Below are 19,079 nucleotides of genomic sequence, written 5' to 3' on the forward strand. Positions count from 1 at the left end.
GTGACCGCTCGTCCGGACCGCATATTCAGGCCGTTTCTCAGGCCGTTCTTTTCAGGCGCCGAGCCCACCGTAACCCGCCCGTCCCCTCCAGGGGACCCCTGAGGCTCACGGCAGCCGGTCGCGCAGGGCCTTTTTGTCGATCTTGCCGTTGGCGTTGGCGGGCAGGGCGTCGACCACGATGACGCGTCTGGGCACCTTGTGGCCGGACATGTTGTCCCTCGCCCAGGCGAGCAGGGCCTCGGGGTCGGGCGTCACGCCCGGCCGCGCGACCACGTACGCCAGGCCGGCCTCGCCCGCCACCGGGTCGGGCACGCCGATGACCGCGGCCTGCGCCAGCGAGCCCTCGCGCAGCAGCAGCGACTCGACCTCGGCAGGGGAGACGTTGAACCCGTTGACGATGTAGAGCTCCTTCTTGCGGTCCACGATGGCCAGGTTGCCGGCCTCGTCGAGCACGCCGACGTCGCCGGTGCGCAGCCAGCCGCCGGCGTCGACGGCCTCGGCCGTCCTGGCGGGCTCGTTCCAGTAGCCGCGCATCACGCCGTAGCCGCGCTGCAGGATCTCGCCGCGCTCGCCGGGAGCGACCTCCTCGCCGTCATCGTCGACGATCTTGACCTCGATGCCGGGCACGGGCCTGCCCGTGGTGTTCGCGATCACGTCGATGGGGTCGCCGGCCCTGGTCATGGAGACGACCGTGCCCTCCATCAGCCCGTACGCGTTGATCATCCGCTCGAGCCCGACCCGCTCGACCATCCTGGTGATCAGGGCGGACGGCACGGCGGCGGCCCCGCAGATGGCCACCCGCAGCGACGACACGTCCCACGAACCCCGGTCCAGCTCGTCGAGCAGCCGGTGGAACAGCGTGGGCGGGCCGGCGAGCACGCTCGCCCGCTCGGACGAGATCAGCGACATCAGGGCGTCGGGGGTGAAGAGCGGGACCGGCACCATCGTGGACCGGCGCAGCACGCACGCGACGAGCCCGGCGTTCAGCCCGAACCCGTGGCTGAACGGGGCGATCACCGGGTAGCGGTCGTGCTCGTCCAGGGTGACGATCTCGGACCAGTCCCAGTAGCCGCGCAGGATCTGGGCGTGGTCGAGCATGACGCCCTTGGGCGCGCCGGTGGTGCCCGACGTCGACATGATCTCGCACAGGTCGTCGGGGCGGACGGCGAGCGCCCGGTCATCGGCCTCCCCGGCGGAGACCTCCGCGCCCAGCGCCCGTAATCCGCCCGCCTCGGCGCTGACGACCCGCAGGCCGGGAAGCGGCGGCAGGAGGCCGGCGAGCGGGGCGTCCGCCGGGCCCGTGCCCGTGATCAGGACCTTCGCGCCCGTCTTCTCGATGAGCTGGGCCGCCTCGATGCCCTTGTACCGGGACGAGAGGGGCACGATGACCGCGCCCGCGTCCCAGATCCCGAAGGCGTGCACCACCCAGGACGCCGAGTTCACCCCCCACATCGCCACCCGGTCCCCCGGGCCGACTCCCAGGGCGATCAGGCCGCGGGCGATCCCGGCCGCCGCGGCCCGCAACCCGGACAACGTCACGCCGGCGCCGCCCCCGGCGACCACGGTGACGCCGGGGTGGTGCCCGGCCTGGTCGCGCAGCATGCGGGGGAGCGTCCCCCAGTCCGGCATCGGTGCCATCGGCTCGCGCCTCCCGTCGCCTCTCAGGTGATGAGCGCCCGGTCCCTGCCGAGGTGGTGGCCGCGCAGGTCGGTCACCGTCGCGGGGAAGGGCGCCTCCGAGACGTTCCCGGCGATCTCCACGGCGATCGAGACGGGGGTCAGCGCCCGGAGTGCCTGCTCGATCCGCGAGCGCCACATGGGGTTGCCCACCAGGCTCTCGCGGGTGAACGTCACCGTCAGCGCCGCCGCGTCCAGCGTCCCCGGGCGGCTGATCGCCAGCTCCCAGCCCGCCACGCCGTCGATCGTCGCCAGCGCCTTCTCGACGCGGGGCAGGGCCAGCCACACGCCCCTCACGAGGACGTGCTCGCCGGCCGTATGGGCGGGGGCGGGGACGCCGGGACCGTGCTGAGGACCGGTCCTGACCACCAGCCCGGTCCTCAGCACGGCGTCGCCGAACGTCGCGTGGCCGCGAGGGGTGAGGACGAGCTCGGCCAGCGGGCCGGGCGGCGCGGACCAGTCGTCCTTGGTCAGGGGAGCCGGGGCGATCAGGCCGCCGGCGAGCGGCGTGAGCGGGTCGTCCTCGGCCGCGCGCCAGGCCAGGGCCGTGCCGCCGAACGGGCTCGCCAGCACCTCCGTGACGCGTGCCCCGAACTCGCCCGCCAGATGGCCGATCGTGCGCTTCGAGGCGATCTCGCCGGTGAGCACGATGGTCCTGAGGCCCAGGTCCAGCGGGTCCAGCAGGAACTCCAGGTGCAGGCGGGCCAGGAGGTCCATCGCCCCCGTGGGGGTGATGACCAGCGTGGTGGCCATCAGCGCGGACAGCGTGTGGTGCAGCCGCATCCGGCCGCGCGGCCCGGTGCAGGCGGCGGCCGCGGCCACGTCGGCCGCAGCGGCGCTCCACAGCGCGCCCGCCGGCTCCGCCAGGGCCACCACGACGCGGTCGCGCTCGCCCACCCCCGCCGCGCGCAGCGCCGCGCCGGTCAGCGCGGACGCCGCCGCGCGGTCGTCCGGCCCCATCGGCAGGACGCTCGACGCGTCGGGGGAGACGAGGAGCAGGCCGGTGGCGGAGTGCCCGGCGGCCCCGAGGTCGTCACGGGTCAGCCAGGGACGGGTCACCGCGCCGCCTCGGTCATGAACAGCGTCATCGCGTCGCACACCCGGTCGTGCGCCAGGCCGCCGACCTGCGCCTGGATGATGAGGTCGGTGGCGCCCGCCTCGGCGATCCTGGCCAGGGCCTTGCGCGAGCCCGCCACGTCGTCCACCACCACCATCAGGTTCTCGCGCAGGGTGGCCATCGCCTCCTCGGGGGGCAGCCCGGCCGCCAGCTGGCCCAGCACGCGGTGCGTGGCGTGGCGGGCGTCGTAGTAGCCGGGCGGGGTGACGAGGTTGACCTGGCGGCGGATGTACCACAGCACGGCGTCGGCGGCCGTGGCGGTCGCCTCTTCGCGGGTGGGGGCGACGTACCAGGGGATCATCAGGGCGACGCGCCGGCTGGCCGGGTCGAAGCCGCTCTCGGCCAGGCAACTGCGATATCTCGTGATGTCGGCGGCCACGTCGTCGATGCCCTTGAGCATGGTCATGCCGAGCAGGTTGTACCCGTTCCGCGCCGCCGCCAGATAACCCTCCAGCGACGTGGAGGCCACCCACACCGGTGGATGCGGCTGCTGAGCCGGCCGGGGGTAGACGGCCACGTCGGGGATCTCGAAGAAGTCGTTCGACCTGCTGACCGGCGCGCCGTCGGCCCGCCAGATCGCCAGCGTCGCCTCCAGCGAGTCCTCCCAGATCCGCCGCGACTGCTCGAACGGCCGCTGGAACGCCTGGTACTCCAGCGGCGAGGCGCCTCGTCCCGTGCCGAACTCCACCCGCCCGCCGCTGAGCACGTCCAGCGTGGCGACGCGCTCGGCCGTGCGGATCGGGGACTGGAACGGCAGGAGCACCACGCCGAGCCCCAGTCGGATGCGTTCGGTGCGCTGGGAGATGGCGGCGAGGACCAGGTCGGGGGCGGAGGAGTGGGAGAAGCCCCTGGTGAAGTGGTGCTCCACGAACCACGCGGTGTCGTACCCCAGCCGATCGCCCAGCACGACCTGCTGGATCACGTTCCGGAACGCCTGTTGTTCGACGTCGCGGGTGCGACCGCGGACCTCCAGTTCGTATCCCAGGCTGATCCGTAGGGACGTCATCGCGCCTCCGGCAAGGTTGGTGACCAAGCGCTCGCTTGGTAGAGCGTATCAGCGGCAAAGACTTGCGGGAAGGGCGCGGTGACGATCAGAGTGATGCCCGTGAAGCGAAAGCGCGCGCCGCGGCGGCCCAAGGACGGCGCGCTCCCCGGCCCCGGTCCTGGCAGCGGCCCCGACGCAGGCGACGACGACCTCTCGCTCACGAGCGCCCGCGGCTACGAGGCGTTCGGCCGGGTGATGGCCGCGCTCGCGACCGAGGTCGACTTCATCGAGTCGTGCCGCGACCTGACCTGGTGGCGCGGAGCCGACCACAGCTGGCACATCGAGTGGCGCGACGGCCCGTACGCCTCGGAGGTGGCCGAGCTCCTCTCAGGTCATGTCCGCGCCTTCGGCGGCTCTCTCGTCACAGAGGCGGGCCCGGGCGGCGCGGGCTCGGCCATGCTCGACGTGATGGGCGTGCGGTTCGAGTTGCGCGCGATCGACCCGATGGGCCGGGCCACCCTGCGGGCGCGGTCCGGTTTCTGGCGGCTGTCCGAGGCCCTCGACACCACCCGCCGCACCAACACCCGTCATCCGTGGGAGGAATTGCTCGGAGGCTAGGCGCCCGCGAAGACGCGAGCCGCCAGGCGGGCGCGGTGGGCCTGCGGAGGCCCGAAGAGCTGCGCGTCCGAGGTGGCGCGCTTGAGATAGCGGTGCGCCGGGTGTTCCCAGGTGATCCCGATCCCCCCGTGGACCTGGATGTTCTCGCCGGCCGCCGCCAGATAGGCCTCCGTGCAGTACGAGCCCGCGATGGCCGCGGACACCTCGTCGCGGGCCGCGGCCTGCGCCGCCGAGCAAGCCGACTCCACCAGCAGGAGCAGATCGGCCAGCTTGTGCTTGATCGCCTGGAAGGACCCGATCGGCCGCCCGAACTGCCGCCGCGCCCTGGCGTGCTCGACGGCCATCTCCAGGCAGCGCCGCGCCCCGCCCGCCTGCTCGGCGGCCAGGGCCGCGATGCCGAGGTCGCGCACGCGGGTCCACGACCCGCCGTCGCCCAGCCGGCGTGCCGGGGCCTGGTGGAAGGCGAGCCGCTGCAACGGGCGGCTCTCGTCCATCGTCGCGTACGGCTCGCGCCGCGTCGGCACGGCCTCCACCAGCAGCCCGCCGGCATAGACGAGCACCACCTCGCCCGCCGGCGCGTACGGGACGTCGCCCGTGAGCAGGTCGCCCTCCAGCCGCAGGTCGCCGTCGCCCGGCAGCACCACGGTCGCGGTCGCCGAGCCGTCGGCGAGCGCGCTCAGCAGTTCCCCGGCCCCGCAGGCTTCGACCGCCGCGACGGCCATCACCGCCGACTGCAGGAACGGGTGGGGGGAAAGGACCCGGCCCAGCTCCCCGGCCACGGCCGCCATCTCGGCCGGGCCGCAGCCCGCGCCGCCGTGCTCCTGGGGAATGAGCAGTCCGGCGAGGCCGAGGTCGCGCGCGGCCTCCTGCCAGGACGCGCCGGGCCGGCCGGCGAGATAGGCGCGGACGGCGTCACGCAGTTCATCGGGAAGGCCCACGGACGCATCCTAACCAAGCGATTGCTCGATGATACACCGATGACCCAATTTTGCCCTTTTTGTACGATTTCATAGTCTGGCACTGGTCATCCCTGCAATCTGCCGGGAAAGGGATGACCTGGGATGGAGATGGACACAACCACACTCGACTACGGCGACTACGCCGAATACGACCGGCGTCAGCGCAACATCGAACACCACCTGCTGGCGGCCTTCCTCGGTGGCCTGGCCGTCGGCCCCATGGGCGTGCTCGTGACCGGCGAGGCCCCCGGATGGCTGGGCCAGATCTACGACCCGTACGTCTACTTCGCCCTCACCCTGGCGGTGGGCGCCACCGCCTCGGGATTCGGGTGGGCGCTGGTGACGACGTTCCTGGCGGGCCTGTCCACGCTGGTCTCGGCCATGGGCACGAGCGCCCTGCTCGGCGACGACGTCCTGGGCGCCGCCGGCGAGGCCGCCGGGGCCAACTGGACGCTCGTCCTGCTCGTCTGCCTGGGCCTGGCCGCCCACGTCACCCGCAGGGACGACGTGTGCGGCGACGTCGCGGCGGCCGCGGTCGGCGCGGCCCTCATCGCGGACGTGGCCGGCAGGGCGGTCCCCGGGCTCGTGGAGAGCGACGGCTCGTTCTGGCCGTATCCCGCGGCGGTGATCGGGCTGCTGTCCGTGGCGCTGGTGCTCGGGTTGCGCAGGAACGCGTGGGGACGGGTGCGCGCGCTGGCGATGTCGGCGGTGTTGTCGACCCTGCTCGCGGCCGGCCTGACCGGTTCGCTGGCGGGCCTGCTCCCGCTGCCGGTCTGACCGCGGGGACAACTAGCGCGGCGCGCCGCCGGAAGTCGATAGCCTGTAGTCCTTCAGAGCCGGGTTCGAGCAAGGAGTGGCCGTGTTGCTGCGCATGTCGTCGTTGTTTCTTCGCACCCTGCGGGACGACCCGGCAGACGCGGAAGTGCCGAGCCACAAGCTCCTCGTCCGCGCCGGCTACGTCCGCCGCGTGGCGCCCGGCATCTACTCCTGGCTCCCCCTCGGCAAGTTGGTGCTCGACAACATCACCAGGATCGTCCGCGAGGAGATGAACCGGATGGGCGGCCAGGAGGTGCTCTTCCCCGCCCTGCTGCCCCGCGACTACTACGAGGCGACCGGCCGCTGGACCGAATACGGTGACACGCTCTTCCGCCTGCAGGACCGCAAGGGCGCCGACTACCTGCTCGGCCCCACGCACGAGGAGCTCTTCACCGACATGGTCAAGGGCGAATACTCCTCCTACAAGGACTACCCGGTCATCCTCTACCAGATCCAGACCAAATACCGCGACGAGGCGCGGCCCAGGGCGGGCATCCTGCGCGGCCGCGAGTTCCTCATGAAGGACTCCTACTCCTTCGACCTCGACGATGACGGGCTCAAGCGCTCCTACGAGCAGCACCGCGAGACCTACATCCGCACGTTCGACCGCCTCGGCATCAACTACAAGATCGTCTTCGCGCAGTCGGGCGCGATGGGCGGCTCGGCCTCGGAGGAGTTCCTGGCGCCCACGCCCACCGGCGAGGACACGTTCGTGGCCTGCCGCGCCTGCGGCTACGCGGCCAACGCCGAGGCCGTCGTCACGCCCGCGCCCGCCGCCCGCTCCTTCGACGACGCCGCCGCGCTCCGGGTCATGGACACCCCCGACACCCCGACCATCGAGACGCTGGTCTCCTACGTCAACGAGCACCACGGCCTGTCCGTCACCGCCGCCGACACCCTCAAGAACGTCGTCGTCAAGGTGACCACGCCCGGCTCCGAGAAGGCCGAGACGCTGGTCATCGGCGTGCCCGGCGACCGCGAGGTCGACTTCAAGCGCCTGGAGGCCGCCCTGGCGCCCGGCGAGCCCGCCATCTTCGAGGCCGCCGACTTCGCCAGGCACCCGGGCCTCGTACGCGGCTACATCGGCCCGCAGGTCCTGCGCGAGCTCGGCATCCGCTACCTCGTCGACCCGCGTGTCGCCGTCGGCACGTCCTGGGTGACGGGCGCCAACGAGCCCGGCAAGCACGCCGCCGACGTGGTCGCGGGGCGCGACTTCGTCCCCGACGGCACGATCGAGGCCGCCGAGGTGCGCGCCGGCGACGACTGCCCCCGCTGCGGCTCCGAGCTGTCCATCGACCGCGGCATCGAGATCGGCCACATCTTCCAGCTCGGCCGCAAATACGCCGACGTGGCCGGGCTCGACGCGCTCGGCCCCGACGGCAAGCCCGTCCGCGTCACGATGGGCTCTTACGGCATCGGCGTCTCGCGTGCCGTGGCGGTCATCGCGGAGCAACTGCACGACTCGCTCGGGCTGGTGTGGCCGCGCGAGGTCGCGCCCGCCGACGTGCACATCGTCGGCACCGGCAAGGAGAACCAGGTCGAGGCCGCGCTCGCACTGGCCGCCGAGCTGGAGTCGCGCGGCCTGCGGGTGCTGGTCGACGACCGGGCGCAGGTCTCGCCGGGAGTGAAGTTCAAGGACGCCGAGCTGCTGGGGCTGCCGACGATCGTGGTGGTCGGGCGCGGCCTGGCGCAGGGCGTGGTCGAGCTGCGCGACCGCGTCTCCGGCGAGAAGTCGGAGATCCCGCTCGCCGAGGCCGCCGACCGCGTCGTCGCCGCCGCCTCCTCCTGAGGTTCCGCCGCGGCGCCCATCCGCTCGAGGGCGGGCGCCGCGACCTGCTGGCGGCACGACGTCATGGCGCCGTCAGGCGGACGGCACGGAGGCCCTGGCGCGCCGCCGTACGATCGCGGGCCCGATCAGGCACGCCGCCGCCACGAGCAGGATCGCCAGCGACACCGGCCGCGTGACGAACACCGAAGGGTCGCCCTCGCTGAACGCCAGCGCCCTCCTGAACTGCACCTCCATCAACGGCCCCAGCACCGCCCCCAGGATGAGCGGCGCCACCGGATACCGCGCCCGGTGCAGCACCCACCCCAGCAACCCGAACCCGTACGCCACCAGCACCTCGAACACGCTCTGCGAGATCGAGTAGACCCCCAGCGTGGCGAAGGTGAGGATGGCCGCCGTCAGCAGCGCGGCGGGCACGCTGAGCAGCTTCACCCACACCCGGATCAGCGGCAGGTTCAGCACGAGCAGCATCACGTTGCCGAGATAGAGGCTCGCGATCAGCGTCCACACCAGCACCGGCTGCTGGTCGAAGAGCCGCAGCCCCGGCTGCACGTCGTAGATCTGGAACGCGATCAACAGCACGCTCGCCGTGGCCGAGGTCGGGATGCCCAGCGTGAGCAGCGGCACCAGCACCCCGGAGAACGCCGCGTTGTTGGCGGCCTCGGGGCCGTCGAGTCCCCATCAGCGAGGTGACCGTCACGAAGGCGAGCACCATGGTGACTCCTCCGCTCCCTGAAGGAAGCGGCTTCTCGCCCCGCTTACGCGAGAGACGACGGCCAAGCCCTGACCGATGCCCGAAAGCACAAGCACCATCCTATCCGCAGGAGGCGACGGTGTCCGAGGTTCTGCCACTGAACGCCCGGGCCTTGGTGGCCCACCCGCTCCCGATTCCCCCATCGCCTGAAGGCGACGGTCCCCTCAGGAGGCTCTAATGGAGAGGTACTCGGCCGGCTGGATGAGCTTGGCGATGTTCGACATGCCGGGAGCCAGGAAGGTGATGACGACCGTGGAGATCGTGCCGGCCACGAACGACCCGACGGCCGCCGTCGCCAGCGCCGCCCCCACCCGGCCGCGCCTGGCCATGGGATAGCCCTCCAGCGTCGTGGGGATGGAGGCCGTCTCGCCGGGGATGTTGAGGAGGATGGCGGTGGTCGAGCCGCCGTACATGCCGCCGTAGTAGATGCCGGCGAACATCACGAACGCCCCGACCGGGTCGAACACGAACGTCAGCGGCAGCAGCAGCGCGATGGTCGTGGCGGGCCCGAGCCCCGGCAGCACGCCCACCAGCGTGCCGACGGTGACGCCGAGGACGGCGAGCAGCAGGTTCTGCAGGCTCAGCGCGTGAGCGAACCCGTCGAGCAGGTTGCCGAGCACGTCCATCTCAGATCGCCAATCTGACCAGGCCGGGCGGCAGCGTGATGCCGAGCAGCCGGTCGAACAGGAAGTACGTGGCCAGCGCCAGCACCAGCCCCACGAGCACGTCGCGCAGCGGCCTCCTGCTGCCCAGGACCCTGGCCACGACCGCGAAGAACACGGTCGTGGCCTGCCAGTAGCCGGCGGGGACCAGGGCCAGGGCGTAGCCCGCCAGCGCCGCCACCAGCAGGAGCACCGACGGCCAGTGCGTCTCCTCCTCGGCGTCCTGCGGGCCGGCCCTGAACGCCTGGACGACCCCGATCAAGGACACCACCGCCAGCCCGCCGCCGACCAGCAGCGGGAACGCCCGCGGCCCCACGGCCTGGTAACCCTCGCCCTGCGGGATCGCGAAGGCCTGGACCAGCACGACCACGGCCGCGAGCAGGAAGCCGGCGGAGACGATCCGCTGCGTCACGTGCCGAGCCCCAGCTCGCCCAGGATGGAGGTGACCTGCGTGCGCTGCTCGGCCAGCACCTTGCCGAACTCGTCGCCCGGCTTCCAGTCCTCGGTCCAGTTGTTGCGCTCCAGCACCTTCTTCCAGCACGAGGTCTTGCGCACCTCGTCGAGCAGGCCGATCACCTCCTGCTGCTGCTCCTCGGTCAGCCCGGCGGGCGCGAGCACGCCGGCCAGCGTGGAGACCGCCTCGTCGCCTAGGCCGAGCTCCTTCATCGTGGGCGCGTCGAGGCCGGGGACCCGCTGCTCGGCATCGACGGACAGCGCCCGCAGCTCGCCCGCCTCGATCTGCGCGCTCAGCTCCGCAACCGTGTCGATGCCGGCCGTCGCCGCCCCGCTGAGCAGCAGGTTCATGGACTCGCCGCCACCCGCGGTGGGCACGAAGTTGATCTCCTTGGCGGCGACGCCACGCTGCTTGGCCAGCCCCGCCACCGTCATCTGGCCGGGCCCGCCGAGCGAGCCGCCGGTCCACTTGACGCTGCGGGGCCTGGCCTCCATCGCGTCGAGCAGCGCCTCCAGATCCTTGTACGGCGACTTCGCCGGCACCACGATGGCGCTCGGGCCCCGGCTCAGCCCGGCCACGGGGGTGAGCTCGGACAGGTCCACCGGTGACTTGTTGCTCACGATGCCGCCCAGCATGGTCACGCTGTCCATGACCATGAGCTGGTACGGGTCGCCCTTGTGCTTGGCGAACTGCGCCAGCCCGATGGTGCCGCCCGCGCCGGGCACGTTCGTCACCGTGGCGTCCACGTCGGCCACCTCGCACTCGCCGAGCGCGCCGGCGATGCCGCGTGCCCGCGTGTCCCAGCCGCCGCCAGGACTGCCCGGCGCCATGATCGACAGGGCCTTGCTCGGATAGGCGGCCCCGGCGTCGGCGCTCTCGCCGCCCACGGCGCAGCCGCTGAGGGTCACGGCCGCCGCGACGGCGGCCAGCAGCTTGATCTTCATGATGACTCCCGGGGGGTGAGGATCGAGGCGAAGAAGTCCTTGACCGGTTCGAGCACGCGCATCGGCTGGTGGCCGACGCGAGGCACGACGTCGAACCGCACGCTGATGCCGTGGGCCTCGAAGTTGTCGCGCAGGGCCGTGAGCCGGTCGACGCGGGTGACGCCGTGGGCGTCGGCGCCGTCCATCCAGTTGCTGTCGCCCTGGTTGTTGATCTCCCAGGTCTCCACGTCTGCGCTGCCCACGACCATCTGCACCGGCACGTCGCGCAGTTCGTCCACCCTGGGCGGGCAGCCGAACTCCTCCTCGAACCCCTTCAGCCCGATCCACCAGGGGCTGGTGTGGTCGATGTACGTTATCCGCCCCGGCGCACCAATGGACAATCCGGACAGCCGGTCGGGATGCAGGTAGCCGAACCGGTGCACGAACTGGCCGCCACCGGAGAATCCATGCAGCAGGAACCGTTCCGCCGCCACGTTGAAGCGCTCGGCGACCTCGTCCACCATGGCCAGCAGGACGCGGTCGAAGCGGATGTCCCCGTACCGGATGAACTTGAAGGCATGCAGGTCGTGCGGGTCCTCGATGCCGGCGGGGAAGAGCGGGGCGAGCACCAGGCAGCCGTGCTCCTCGGCCCACCCGGCGAAGTTGTCGCGATACTGCGGGCCGCGCCGGCCGGTCCCGTGCTGCAGGACCACCATCGGCAGGGGAGCGCCGTCCGGGTCGTGCGCGGACGGCACGTACAGGCAGTACGAGAACCGCTGGTCGAACTTCGACGCGAACACGGTCGTGGCGCCCGCCGAGTAGAAGGCGGTCGGATGCTTGACCACATGCAATGCCTCAGTCATGAGGCGACAGCCTGGGTAAACGCCGGGTCACCCGCAAGGAGATTGACGCGTACGCGGTAATGTGCAGGGTGGCCGTCACGCTGTTCCTCGACTCATCCGCCACCGAATCCATCGTGGTGCGGCGCTCGCCACTGGCCGAGCTGTGCGCCTGCCTGCACGCGTTCGACGAGCCAGGGCACCATCCCGCCAGCGCCGCCTGGGTCGCCAGGGCGCACCGCGACCTGCCCGACGGGCTGCTTGCGGCGGCGGCCGCCTGGGCGCCGCTGTGGGGGGCCTTCCGCGCCCGCTACCTGCTGCCGCTGTCCGCCACGCCCAAGCGCACCCTGGACGGCGAGCTGCGGGAGGTGGCCGACCTGCCCATCGGCGACTTCACCGCGATGACCGTGCAGGCCCTGATCGGCAAGAACGACACCGAGCTGGTGCCGCTGCTCGGCGACGAGGAACTGAACCGGATGCGGCTGATCTCCACCAGCCGCGTGGAGATCGGCGCCAGGCTGCGCGCCGACCCCGAAGGGTTCCGTGAAGAACTGCTCGCCTTCCTCACCCGCTTCGCCGCCGCGGTGTTCGACGCCGAATGGCCGTCGCTGCGCCAGGCGATCGACCACGACGGCGCGCTGCGCACGCGTGATCTGCGCACGCACGGGCCGCTGGCCCTGGCCGACCTCCCGACCGCCACCGCGACCAGGACCGCGTCCGGGTCGTTGCGGATCGTGTTCGGCAAGCTCTACAGCGCCACCGCCCGGGTGGACGCCGGGCGTCCCTGCCTGATCGTGCCGACCGTCCACGGGCGGCCGCACCTCGTGATCAAGCACTTTCCCGGCCATCCCGTGGTCATCCAGTACAGCGCCGGCACCTCTCCCGCTCCGACCCTGGAGACGGCCAGGCGCCGGCTCGCCGCCCTGCAGGACCCGACGAGGCTGCGGCTCTGCTACGCGATCCTGCGCAACCCGGTCGCCACCGCCGAGCTGGCCACCCAGCTCGGCATGACCGCGCCGCAGGTCTCCAGGCACCTGCGCAGGCTCAGGGAGGCCGAGCTCGTCCACACCCACCGGCGCGGCTCGGTCGTCTACTACCAGCTCGACGCGGCCGCCGTCGAGCGACTCGGACCCGACCTACTCTCCGTCCTGTACCGGTGAGGACGAGGGCGACGGCGTCGCCGGCGGCGGCGCCGGCATGCCGGGGAACGCCGAGGGCTGGGCGGGGCGGAAGGCGTAGGAGCGGGTCACGGCCTCCTGCATGGCCAGCGCGGCGTAGCGGCGCAGCGCGTCGTCCTGCGCCGCGGCCAGTTCGAGGTAGGCGGCCGTGACGCCGCTCTCCAGGTGCACCGCCAGCTTGGCGGCCTGCGCGGCGTCGGACGGGACGAACGGCAGCGCGTAGGAGGCGTCGGGCTCGGCGGGCTTGCCGCCCCGGGAGATGATGTAGCCGCGCAACTGGTCGCGGCTCGCCCGGTGGGCCTTGAAGGCGGCGGTCATCCTGTCGCGCAACGACCCCGACGTGCGCGCGCCGAGCAGCCCGTACGCGAACAGCGCGGCGTGCTCGGCCGTCAGCGCCCTGCGCAGCTTCTCGATGTCGCCCGCGTTCACAACGACCTCGGCAGGGCGGCGGCGTGGGCCGCCTCGCAGGCGCCGATGCTGGCGATCAGCTGGGCCATCCCCGGTGACAGGCCGGCGAGCTGGCGGGCGCGCCGCGCCGCCGCCTTCCGCTCCAGCGAGCGCAGCCGGGACAGCGTGGGTTTCTCCGGCCTGGCACGTGCGGACGGCGACCCGCCCGGTGACTGGGCCGGTGACTGGCCCGGCGACTGGGCCGGTGACCCGCTCGGGGCCGCGGAGCCTGGAGGCACGTGCTTGCGCAGCGTGTCGACGTGCGCCTGATGCCGGTCGCGGAACGGCACGAGCTTCCGCGCGCCGTCGGCGATCAGCGACGAATAGAGCGCGATCGTGCCCTCCTTCTCCGCGATCAGCCCTTTCACCAGCACCGTCTCCGGCGAGTCGGACGGCGGCGCGGACGGTTGCGAAGGGCCGGAGGCGCTGCACGCGGTGAGAGCGGCCGCTCCGCCCGCCAGCAGGGCACGCCGGGAGAGCTGACGCGGGCGCACGACTTTGACCTCCCACTGTTCACGGAGCGGACGGACGAGAAACCTGCTCATCGGCCCGCCGCTCAACCGCCGTGCCGCGCTGATGCCGTGGCGGCAGCCCGCCTGGCGGCTTTCTCGTCGGTAGCATCGTACGGGCTGGCACCCGGGATCGTTGTCAGGCGACGCTCCGCCATTCGAGCACGACGAGTGGCGCTCTTTTCGTGCCTCCGTACGGATAGGGTGTCAACTGTCGCTGCTGGCCGAGCGGCCAGGCGGCGGAGAGCCAGGGGCGAGGTCCGCCCGGCTGAGACATGACAATAGGGGAGGTCGATATGGGCAGCGCATCATCCCGCGACCACCTGATGAAGCTCCTTGAGCCCGTGGTCAGCGCGGAGGGCCTCGATCTGGAGGACGTCACGATCACGCAGGCCGGCAAGAGACGGCTGCTGCGCGTGATCGTCGACCGCGACGGCGGGGTGAGCCTCGACGACGTCGCCGACGTGAGCCAGGCGGTCTCCGCGGCCCTGGACGACATCGACGCTATGGGCCAGGCCGCCTACACGCTCGAGGTCTCCTCGCCCGGCGTCGACCGCCCGCTCACCGAGCCGCGTCACTGGCGGCGCGCCGCCAAGCGGCTGGTGAAGGCCGAGATGAGAGACGGCTCCGTGGTGGAGGGCCGCATCCTGGCGGCAGACGCCGGCGGCGTCGACCTCGACGTCGCGGGCGCCGCGCGCCGGCTTGATTACGAAGACCTGGCCCGGGGACGGGTACAAGTGGAGTTCCGCCGGATCGACGACGTCGACGGCGACGAAGGCTAAGGGGGAGCCGTCGTGGACATCGACATGAGCGTCCTGCGCAGCCTCGAACGGGAGAAGGACATCTCCTTCGACCTGGTCGTCAAGGCGATCGAGGACGCGCTGCTGATCGCCTACTTCCGCACCGACGGCGCCGCCTCCAAGGCGCGTGCCGAGCTCGACAGGCAGAGCGGTCACGTCACGATCTGGGCCGGCGAGATCGACGATGAAGGCGAGATCGTCAGGGAATATGACGACACGCCCAGCAATTTCAGCAGGATCGCCGCCACCACCGCCAAGCAGGTCATCCTGCAGCAGCTGCGCGACGCCGAAGACGAGATCAACTTCGGCGAGTTCGCCAGCCGCGAGGGCGAGCTGGTCTCCGGCGTCATCCAGCAGGGCAAGGATCCGCGCGTGGTGCTGGTCGACCTCGGCAAGATCGAGGCCGTGCTGCCCCACGCCGAGCAGGTCCCCGGCGAGGAATACGTGCACGGCGAGCGCATCCGCGCCTACGTGGTGCAGGTGAAGAAGGGCCACAAGGGCCCGTCGGTCACCCTGTCGCGCACGCATCCCGGGCTGGTGAAGAAGCTGTTCGCGCTCGAGGTGCCGGAGATCGCCGACGGCACCGTGGAGATCGCCGCGGTGGCGCGCGAGGCAGGCCACCGTACGAAGATCGCGGTCAGGTCCCGCAAGCCCGGCGTCAACGCCAAGGGCGCGTGCATCGGCCCGATGGGGTCACGGGTCCGTAACGTGATGACCGAGCTTCACGGCGAGAAGATCGACATCATTGACTGGTCGGAGGATCCGGGCGAATTCGTGGGGAATGCCCTGTCTCCCGCACGCGTTTCCCACGTTGAAGTTCTCGATCTCGACGGGCGTGTGGCGCGTGTGACCGTTCCCGACTACCAGCTCTCGCTGGCCATCGGCAAAGAGGGGCAGAATGCCCGGCTTGCCGCGCGACTGACAGGATGGCGGATCGACATCCGTCCCGACACCCAAGCCGAGGATGCCGCCGGTTCCGTAGATGCGTCGACACGGTAAGCTGGAATATGGTGGCCTGGCCGCCCCACAGCGCACCTGTGTGGGCTGCAGGGTTCGCACGGCTAAGTCCGAGCTGCTCCGCCTGGTGCGGGTCGAGGACCACGTGGTTCCCGACCTGCGAGGACGGCTCCCCGGGCGTGGTGCATCGCTGCATCCGTCCGTGAGCTGTCTGGAGCTTGCCGAGCGTCGCCGAGCGTTTCCGCGCGCGTTCCGCGTGCCGGGACCGCTTGACGTCTCGCGCGTGCGGGCGCACCTGGAAGGAGAACCACGAAATGTCATGGAGGACGCCGAGTTGATGGGCGGAGTCAGATTGCTATGAGCGCCTGATGAGCACGCGGCGATGAAGACGTCAAGGTAGCGACGGTCCGGACGGCACAGCCAGCCTCCCGGGCCGAGTAAGGGAGTGCAGTGGCGAAGGTCCGGGTATACGAGCTCGCTAAGGAGTTCGGCGTAGAGAGCAAGGTCGTCATGGCCAAGCTCCAAGAGATGGGAGAGTTCGTCCGTTCGGCGTCCTCGACCATCGAAGCGCCGGTGGTCCGCAGGCTCACCGAAGCTCTGGGCGCATCCAAGGGTGGGCCCTCCAGAGGCGGCGGTCAGCCGTCCAGCAAACCGCAGCCCCCGAGGGCTGCCCCCCGGCCGGCCGAAGGCCAGGCCGGTAACGGCGCGCAGGCGCCGTCCCCCTCACCGCGTCCGGGTCCCAAGCCCGGTCCGCGTCCGGGCCCCGCGGGCGGCGCACAGCCGCGTCCGCCGGTGCCCATGCCGCACCAGCCGCAGCAGCCCGAGGCGGCGCGCGGCGAGTCCAGCGCACCGCAGGCACGTTTCGAGAGCGGCGCGCCCGCCCGTCCCGGCCCGCGGCCGGGTCCGGCGGCCCGCCCGGGTCCCAAGCCCGGTCCCGCGCCCCGTCCCGGGCCCGGAGGTGGCGGCTCCCCGCAGGCGCCGCGTCCAGGCGGTCAGTCCGGCGGCGGCCCGCGTCCCGGTCCGGGTCCCAAGCCCGGTCCGCGTGGTCCGCGTCCCGGCAACAACCCGTTCTCTTCCAACGCCAGCGGCATGGGCCAGTCCCGTCCGCCGCGTCCGGGAGGCAACCGCGACGGCGGCGGCCCCGGCCAGCGCGAGCGCCGTGACGGCCCGCCGCGCGACGGCGCGATCCCGCGTCCGCCGCAGGGCCGTGGCGGTGGCGAGGGCAGGCCCGGCGCCGCTGGCCCGCGTCCCGGTCCGCCCGCGGGCGGACCGCGTCCCGGTCCCGGTGCGGGCGGTCCCCGTCCTGGGGGTCCGCGCCCCAACCCGATGATGATGCCGCAGGGCCGTCCTGCCGGCCCCGGTGGTGGCGGCGGTGGCCGTCCCGGCGGTGGCGGCGGCGGTGGCGGCCGTCCGGGCGGCGGTGGCCGTCCCGGCGGTGGCGGCGGCGGTCGTCCCGGCGGCGGTGGCGGCGGCTACGCCGGCCGTCCCGGTGGCGGCGGTGCCGGTCCGCGCACCGGCACCGGCGGTCCCGGCGGCTTCGGCGGCCGGCCTGGTGGCGGCGGTCGCGGTCGTGGCGGCGGCACCGCGGGAGCCTTCGGGCGTCCCGGCGGCCGTCCTGCGCGTGGCCGCAAGTCCAAGCGGCAGAGGCGCCAGGAGTTCGACAACATGTCGGCGCCCGCGATCGGCGGCGTGCAGGTCGCTCGCGGCAACGGCGCGACGATCCGCCTGCCGCGGGGCGCGTCGCTGTCCGACTTCGCCGACCGCATCGGCGCCAACCCCGCCGCGCTCGTGCAGATCATGCTGCACCTCGGCGAGATGGTGACGGCGACGCAGTCGGTCAACGAGGAGACGCTGCAACTGCTCGGCGCCGAGCTCGACTACAACATCCAGGTCGTCAGCCCGGAGGAGGAGGACCGCGAGCTTCTCGAGGCCTTCGACATCGAGTTCGGCGAGGACGAGGGCGATGAGGCCGACCTGGCCGCGCGCCCGCCGGTCGTGACCGTCATGGGTCACGTCGACCACGGTAAGACGAAGCTGCTCGACGCCATCCGCAAGACCAACGTGGTGGCGCGCGAGGCGGGTGGCATCACCCAGCACATCGGCGCTTACCAGGTCTCCGCCGAGCACGAGGGTGAAGACCGCAAGATCACCTTCATCGACACCCCGGGTCACGAGGCGTTCACCGCCATGCGTGCCCGAGGCGCCAAGTCCACCGACATCGCGGTGCTGGTGGTCGCGGCCGACGACGGCGTGAAGCCGCAGACGATCGAGGCGCTCAACCACGCCCAAGCGGCCGAGGTGCCGGTCGTGGTCGCGGTCAACAAGGTCGACAAGGAGGGCGCCGACCCCAACAAGGTGCGCGCCCAGCTCACCGAATACGGCCTGGTGGCGGAGGAATACGGAGGCTCGACGCTCTTCGTCGACATTTCGGCGAAGAACGGCACGGGCATCGAGCAGCTCCTCGAGGCCATCCTGCTGACCGCGGACGCCGAGCTCGACCTGCGGGCCAACCCGTCGATGGACGCTCAGGGCATCGCGATCGAGGCGCACCTCGACCGTGGCCGTGGCCCCGTCGCGACCGTCCTGGTCCAGCGCGGCACGCTGCGGGTGGGCGACTCGATCGTGTGCGGCGAGGCCTTCGGCCGCGTCCGCGCCCTGCTCGACGACACCGGTGAGCCGGTCGAGGAGGCCACGCCGTCCCGTCCGGTCCTGGTGATGGGTCTGACGGCGGTGCCGAGCGCCGGTGACAACTTCATCGTCGTCACCGACGACCGGATGGCGCGGCAGATCGCCCAGCAGCGCGCGGCGCGCAAGCGCAGCGCCGACATGGCGAAGTCGAGCCGTCGCCGCAGCCTCGAGGACATCTTCAAGGACCTCGAGAAGGGCAGCGTCGACGAGCTCAAGCTCATCATCAAGGGCGACGTGTCCGGTTCGGTGGAGGCCCTGGAAGACGCCCTGCTCAAGATCGACGTCGGCGACGAGGTCAGGCTCCGTGTCCTGCACCGCGCGGTCGGCGCGATCACCGAGTACGACGTCAACCTGGCCGTCGCCGACGACAACGCGGTCATCATCGGCTTCAACGTCCGCCCCGAGCCCCGGGCGCGCGACCTGGCCGAGCGCGAGGGCGTCGACATCCGCTACTACTCGGTCATCTACCAGGCGATCGAGGAGATCGAAGCGGCGCTCAAGGGCATGCTCAAGCCCGAGTTCGAAGAGGCCCAGCTGGGCACCGCCGAGGTCCGCGAGATCTTCAAGGTGCCGAAGATCGGCAACATCGCCGGTTCGCTGGTCCGCTCCGGCGTGATCGTCCGCAACAGCAAGGCCAGGGTGATCCGCGATGGCGTCGTCATCGCCGACAACCTGACCGTCTCGTCCCTGCGTCGCTTCAAGGATGACGCGACCGAGGTCCGTGAGGGCTTCGAGTGCGGCATCGGGATCGGCTACAACGATCTGCGGGTCGACGACGTGATCGAGACGTTCGAGATGCGGGAGAAGCCGCGCGCGTGACGCACGGCCGGGCGCCCGGCGGGACATCCGCCGGGCGCTTCTCGCACGCCCTGGCCTGGTCCCCACCGCAGCAGGCCGGTCGTGCGTTCACC

At 71.9% G+C, this 19,079-nt stretch carries 18 protein-coding genes and 1 pseudogene; 8 read left to right on the plus strand and 11 right to left on the minus strand.

The window, feature by feature from the left end; all coding sequences use genetic code 11:
• Window positions 1-105: 105 nt before the first annotated feature.
• Genes ACTWPV_RS00680 through ACTWPV_RS00690 form a run of 3 tightly spaced genes read right to left on the minus strand, consistent with a single transcriptional unit; the run spans window position 106 to window position 3,799 of the window.
• A complete protein-coding gene (locus tag ACTWPV_RS00680; RefSeq protein ID WP_443150171.1) occupies window positions 106-1,638 on the minus strand; it encodes an AMP-binding protein in 1,533 nt (510 codons plus the stop codon).
• Window positions 1,639-1,661: 23 nt separating this feature from the next.
• Window positions 1,662-2,735: a hypothetical protein gene (locus ACTWPV_RS00685; protein WP_443150172.1), complete on the minus strand. Its 1,074-nt coding sequence runs from the start codon at window positions 2,733-2,735 to the stop codon at window positions 1,662-1,664.
• Window positions 2,732-3,799: an LLM class flavin-dependent oxidoreductase gene (locus tag ACTWPV_RS00690; protein WP_443150173.1), complete on the minus strand. Its 1,068-nt coding sequence runs from the start codon at window positions 3,797-3,799 to the stop codon at window positions 2,732-2,734. The genes ACTWPV_RS00685 and ACTWPV_RS00690 overlap by 4 nt, the downstream gene beginning before the upstream one ends.
• Before the next feature lie 93 nt (window positions 3,800-3,892).
• Between ACTWPV_RS00690 and ACTWPV_RS00695 the strand changes: the two genes are divergently transcribed.
• Window positions 3,893-4,396, plus strand: coding sequence for a hypothetical protein (locus ACTWPV_RS00695; RefSeq protein WP_443150174.1), 504 nt, complete (start codon window positions 3,893-3,895; stop codon window positions 4,394-4,396).
• On the opposite strand, the gene ACTWPV_RS00700 is transcribed toward ACTWPV_RS00695, so the two are convergent.
• Entirely contained in the window at window positions 4,393-5,334 is a 942-nt protein-coding gene (locus ACTWPV_RS00700; protein ID WP_443150175.1) for an acyl-CoA dehydrogenase family protein, read from the minus strand. The genes ACTWPV_RS00695 and ACTWPV_RS00700 overlap by 4 nt on opposite strands.
• Window positions 5,335-5,463: 129 nt before the next feature.
• On the opposite strand from ACTWPV_RS00700, the gene ACTWPV_RS00705 reads away from it, so the two are divergent.
• Together ACTWPV_RS00705 and ACTWPV_RS00710 are read left to right on the plus strand one after the other, a co-directional pair.
• Window positions 5,464-6,132 carry a hypothetical protein gene (locus ACTWPV_RS00705; protein WP_443150176.1) on the plus strand — a complete coding sequence of 223 codons (669 nt, stop codon included), beginning with the start codon at window positions 5,464-5,466 and terminating at the stop codon, window positions 6,130-6,132.
• 82 nt (window positions 6,133-6,214) lie between these two features.
• Window positions 6,215-7,960, plus strand: coding sequence for a proline--tRNA ligase (locus ACTWPV_RS00710; RefSeq protein ID WP_443150177.1), 1,746 nt, complete (start codon window positions 6,215-6,217; stop codon window positions 7,958-7,960).
• Between the two features lie 72 nt (window positions 7,961-8,032).
• Here ACTWPV_RS00710 and ACTWPV_RS00715 read toward each other — a convergent pair.
• The 5 genes and pseudogenes from ACTWPV_RS00715 to ACTWPV_RS00735 form a co-directional block, all read right to left on the minus strand.
• Window positions 8,033-8,617: pseudogene (locus tag ACTWPV_RS00715) on the minus strand (tripartite tricarboxylate transporter permease); the annotation flags it as partial.
• 258 nt (window positions 8,618-8,875) lie between these two features.
• Window positions 8,876-9,337, minus strand: coding sequence for a tripartite tricarboxylate transporter permease (locus ACTWPV_RS00720; RefSeq protein ID WP_443150178.1), 462 nt, complete (start codon window positions 9,335-9,337; stop codon window positions 8,876-8,878).
• Window position 9,338: 1 nt separating this feature from the next.
• Complete coding sequence (locus tag ACTWPV_RS00725; RefSeq protein WP_347641530.1) at window positions 9,339-9,785, minus strand: tripartite tricarboxylate transporter TctB family protein; 447 nt, start codon at window positions 9,783-9,785, stop codon at window positions 9,339-9,341.
• The gene (locus tag ACTWPV_RS00730) at window positions 9,782-10,771 is read right to left on the minus strand and encodes a Bug family tripartite tricarboxylate transporter substrate binding protein (RefSeq protein WP_443150179.1); all 990 of its coding nucleotides are present in this window, start codon (window positions 10,769-10,771) and stop codon (window positions 9,782-9,784) included. The genes ACTWPV_RS00725 and ACTWPV_RS00730 overlap by 4 nt, the downstream gene beginning before the upstream one ends.
• A complete protein-coding gene (locus tag ACTWPV_RS00735) occupies window positions 10,768-11,613 on the minus strand; it encodes a hypothetical protein (protein WP_443150180.1) in 846 nt (281 codons plus the stop codon). Before ACTWPV_RS00735 ends, ACTWPV_RS00730 begins: the two co-directional genes overlap by 4 nt.
• A 68-nt stretch (window positions 11,614-11,681) precedes the next feature.
• Between ACTWPV_RS00735 and ACTWPV_RS00740 the strand changes: the two genes are divergently transcribed.
• A complete protein-coding gene (locus ACTWPV_RS00740) occupies window positions 11,682-12,749 on the plus strand; it encodes a DUF5937 family protein (protein WP_443150181.1) in 1,068 nt (355 codons plus the stop codon).
• Here ACTWPV_RS00740 and ACTWPV_RS00745 read toward each other — a convergent pair.
• Together ACTWPV_RS00745 and ACTWPV_RS00750 are read right to left on the minus strand one after the other, a co-directional pair.
• Window positions 12,726-13,196, minus strand: a complete 471-nt coding sequence (locus tag ACTWPV_RS00745) for a ferritin-like domain-containing protein (protein WP_347641534.1) — start codon at window positions 13,194-13,196, stop codon at window positions 12,726-12,728. The genes ACTWPV_RS00740 and ACTWPV_RS00745 overlap by 24 nt on opposite strands.
• Complete coding sequence (locus ACTWPV_RS00750) at window positions 13,193-13,708, minus strand: hypothetical protein (RefSeq protein WP_443150182.1); 516 nt, start codon at window positions 13,706-13,708, stop codon at window positions 13,193-13,195. Before ACTWPV_RS00750 ends, ACTWPV_RS00745 begins: the two co-directional genes overlap by 4 nt.
• A gap of 311 nt (window positions 13,709-14,019) precedes the next feature.
• On the opposite strand from ACTWPV_RS00750, the gene rimP reads away from it, so the two are divergent.
• The 4 genes from rimP to infB all read left to right on the plus strand — a co-directional run bounded on the left by rimP (window position 14,020) and on the right by infB (window position 18,987).
• A complete protein-coding gene (gene rimP / locus ACTWPV_RS00755) occupies window positions 14,020-14,505 on the plus strand; it encodes a ribosome maturation factor RimP (protein WP_347641536.1) in 486 nt (161 codons plus the stop codon).
• A 24-nt stretch (window positions 14,506-14,529) separates the two neighbouring features.
• Window positions 14,530-15,522, plus strand: coding sequence for a transcription termination factor NusA (gene nusA, locus ACTWPV_RS00760; RefSeq protein ID WP_347643102.1), 993 nt, complete (start codon window positions 14,530-14,532; stop codon window positions 15,520-15,522).
• Window positions 15,506-15,841, plus strand: coding sequence for a YlxR family protein (locus ACTWPV_RS00765; protein ID WP_347641537.1), 336 nt, complete (start codon window positions 15,506-15,508; stop codon window positions 15,839-15,841). The genes nusA and ACTWPV_RS00765 overlap by 17 nt, the downstream gene beginning before the upstream one ends.
• Window positions 15,842-15,930: 89 nt before the next feature.
• A complete protein-coding gene (infB, locus tag ACTWPV_RS00770; protein WP_347641538.1) occupies window positions 15,931-18,987 on the plus strand; it encodes a translation initiation factor IF-2 in 3,057 nt (1,018 codons plus the stop codon).
• Window positions 18,988-19,079 lie beyond the last annotated feature (92 nt).

The organism is Nonomuraea sp. KM88 (genome assembly GCF_052245635.1).
In the GTDB taxonomy this organism is placed as follows: domain Bacteria; phylum Actinomycetota; class Actinomycetes; order Streptosporangiales; family Streptosporangiaceae; genus Nonomuraea.

Excerpts from the sequence above, each read along its gene's own strand:
- ACTWPV_RS00730 (WP_443150179.1), bottom strand. The coding sequence starts at position 10,771 with ATGAAGATCAAGCTGCTGGCCGCCGTCGCGGCGGCCGTGACCCTCAGC.
- rimP (WP_347641536.1), top strand. The coding sequence starts at position 14,020 with ATGGGCAGCGCATCATCCCGCGACCACCTGATGAAGCTCCTTGAGCCC.
- ACTWPV_RS00720 (WP_443150178.1), bottom strand. The coding sequence starts at position 9,337 with ATGGACGTGCTCGGCAACCTGCTCGACGGGTTCGCTCACGCGCTGAGC.
- ACTWPV_RS00735 (WP_443150180.1), bottom strand. The coding sequence starts at position 11,613 with ATGACTGAGGCATTGCATGTGGTCAAGCATCCGACCGCCTTCTACTCG.
- ACTWPV_RS00690 (WP_443150173.1), bottom strand. The coding sequence starts at position 3,799 with ATGACGTCCCTACGGATCAGCCTGGGATACGAACTGGAGGTCCGCGGT.
- ACTWPV_RS00705 (WP_443150176.1), top strand. The coding sequence starts at position 5,464 with ATGGACACAACCACACTCGACTACGGCGACTACGCCGAATACGACCGG.
- ACTWPV_RS00765 (WP_347641537.1), top strand. The coding sequence starts at position 15,506 with ATGCGTCGACACGGTAAGCTGGAATATGGTGGCCTGGCCGCCCCACAG.
- nusA (WP_347643102.1), top strand. The coding sequence starts at position 14,530 with ATGAGCGTCCTGCGCAGCCTCGAACGGGAGAAGGACATCTCCTTCGAC.
- ACTWPV_RS00680 (WP_443150171.1), bottom strand. The coding sequence starts at position 1,638 with ATGGCACCGATGCCGGACTGGGGGACGCTCCCCCGCATGCTGCGCGAC.
- ACTWPV_RS00695 (WP_443150174.1), top strand. The coding sequence starts at position 3,893 with ATGCCCGTGAAGCGAAAGCGCGCGCCGCGGCGGCCCAAGGACGGCGCG.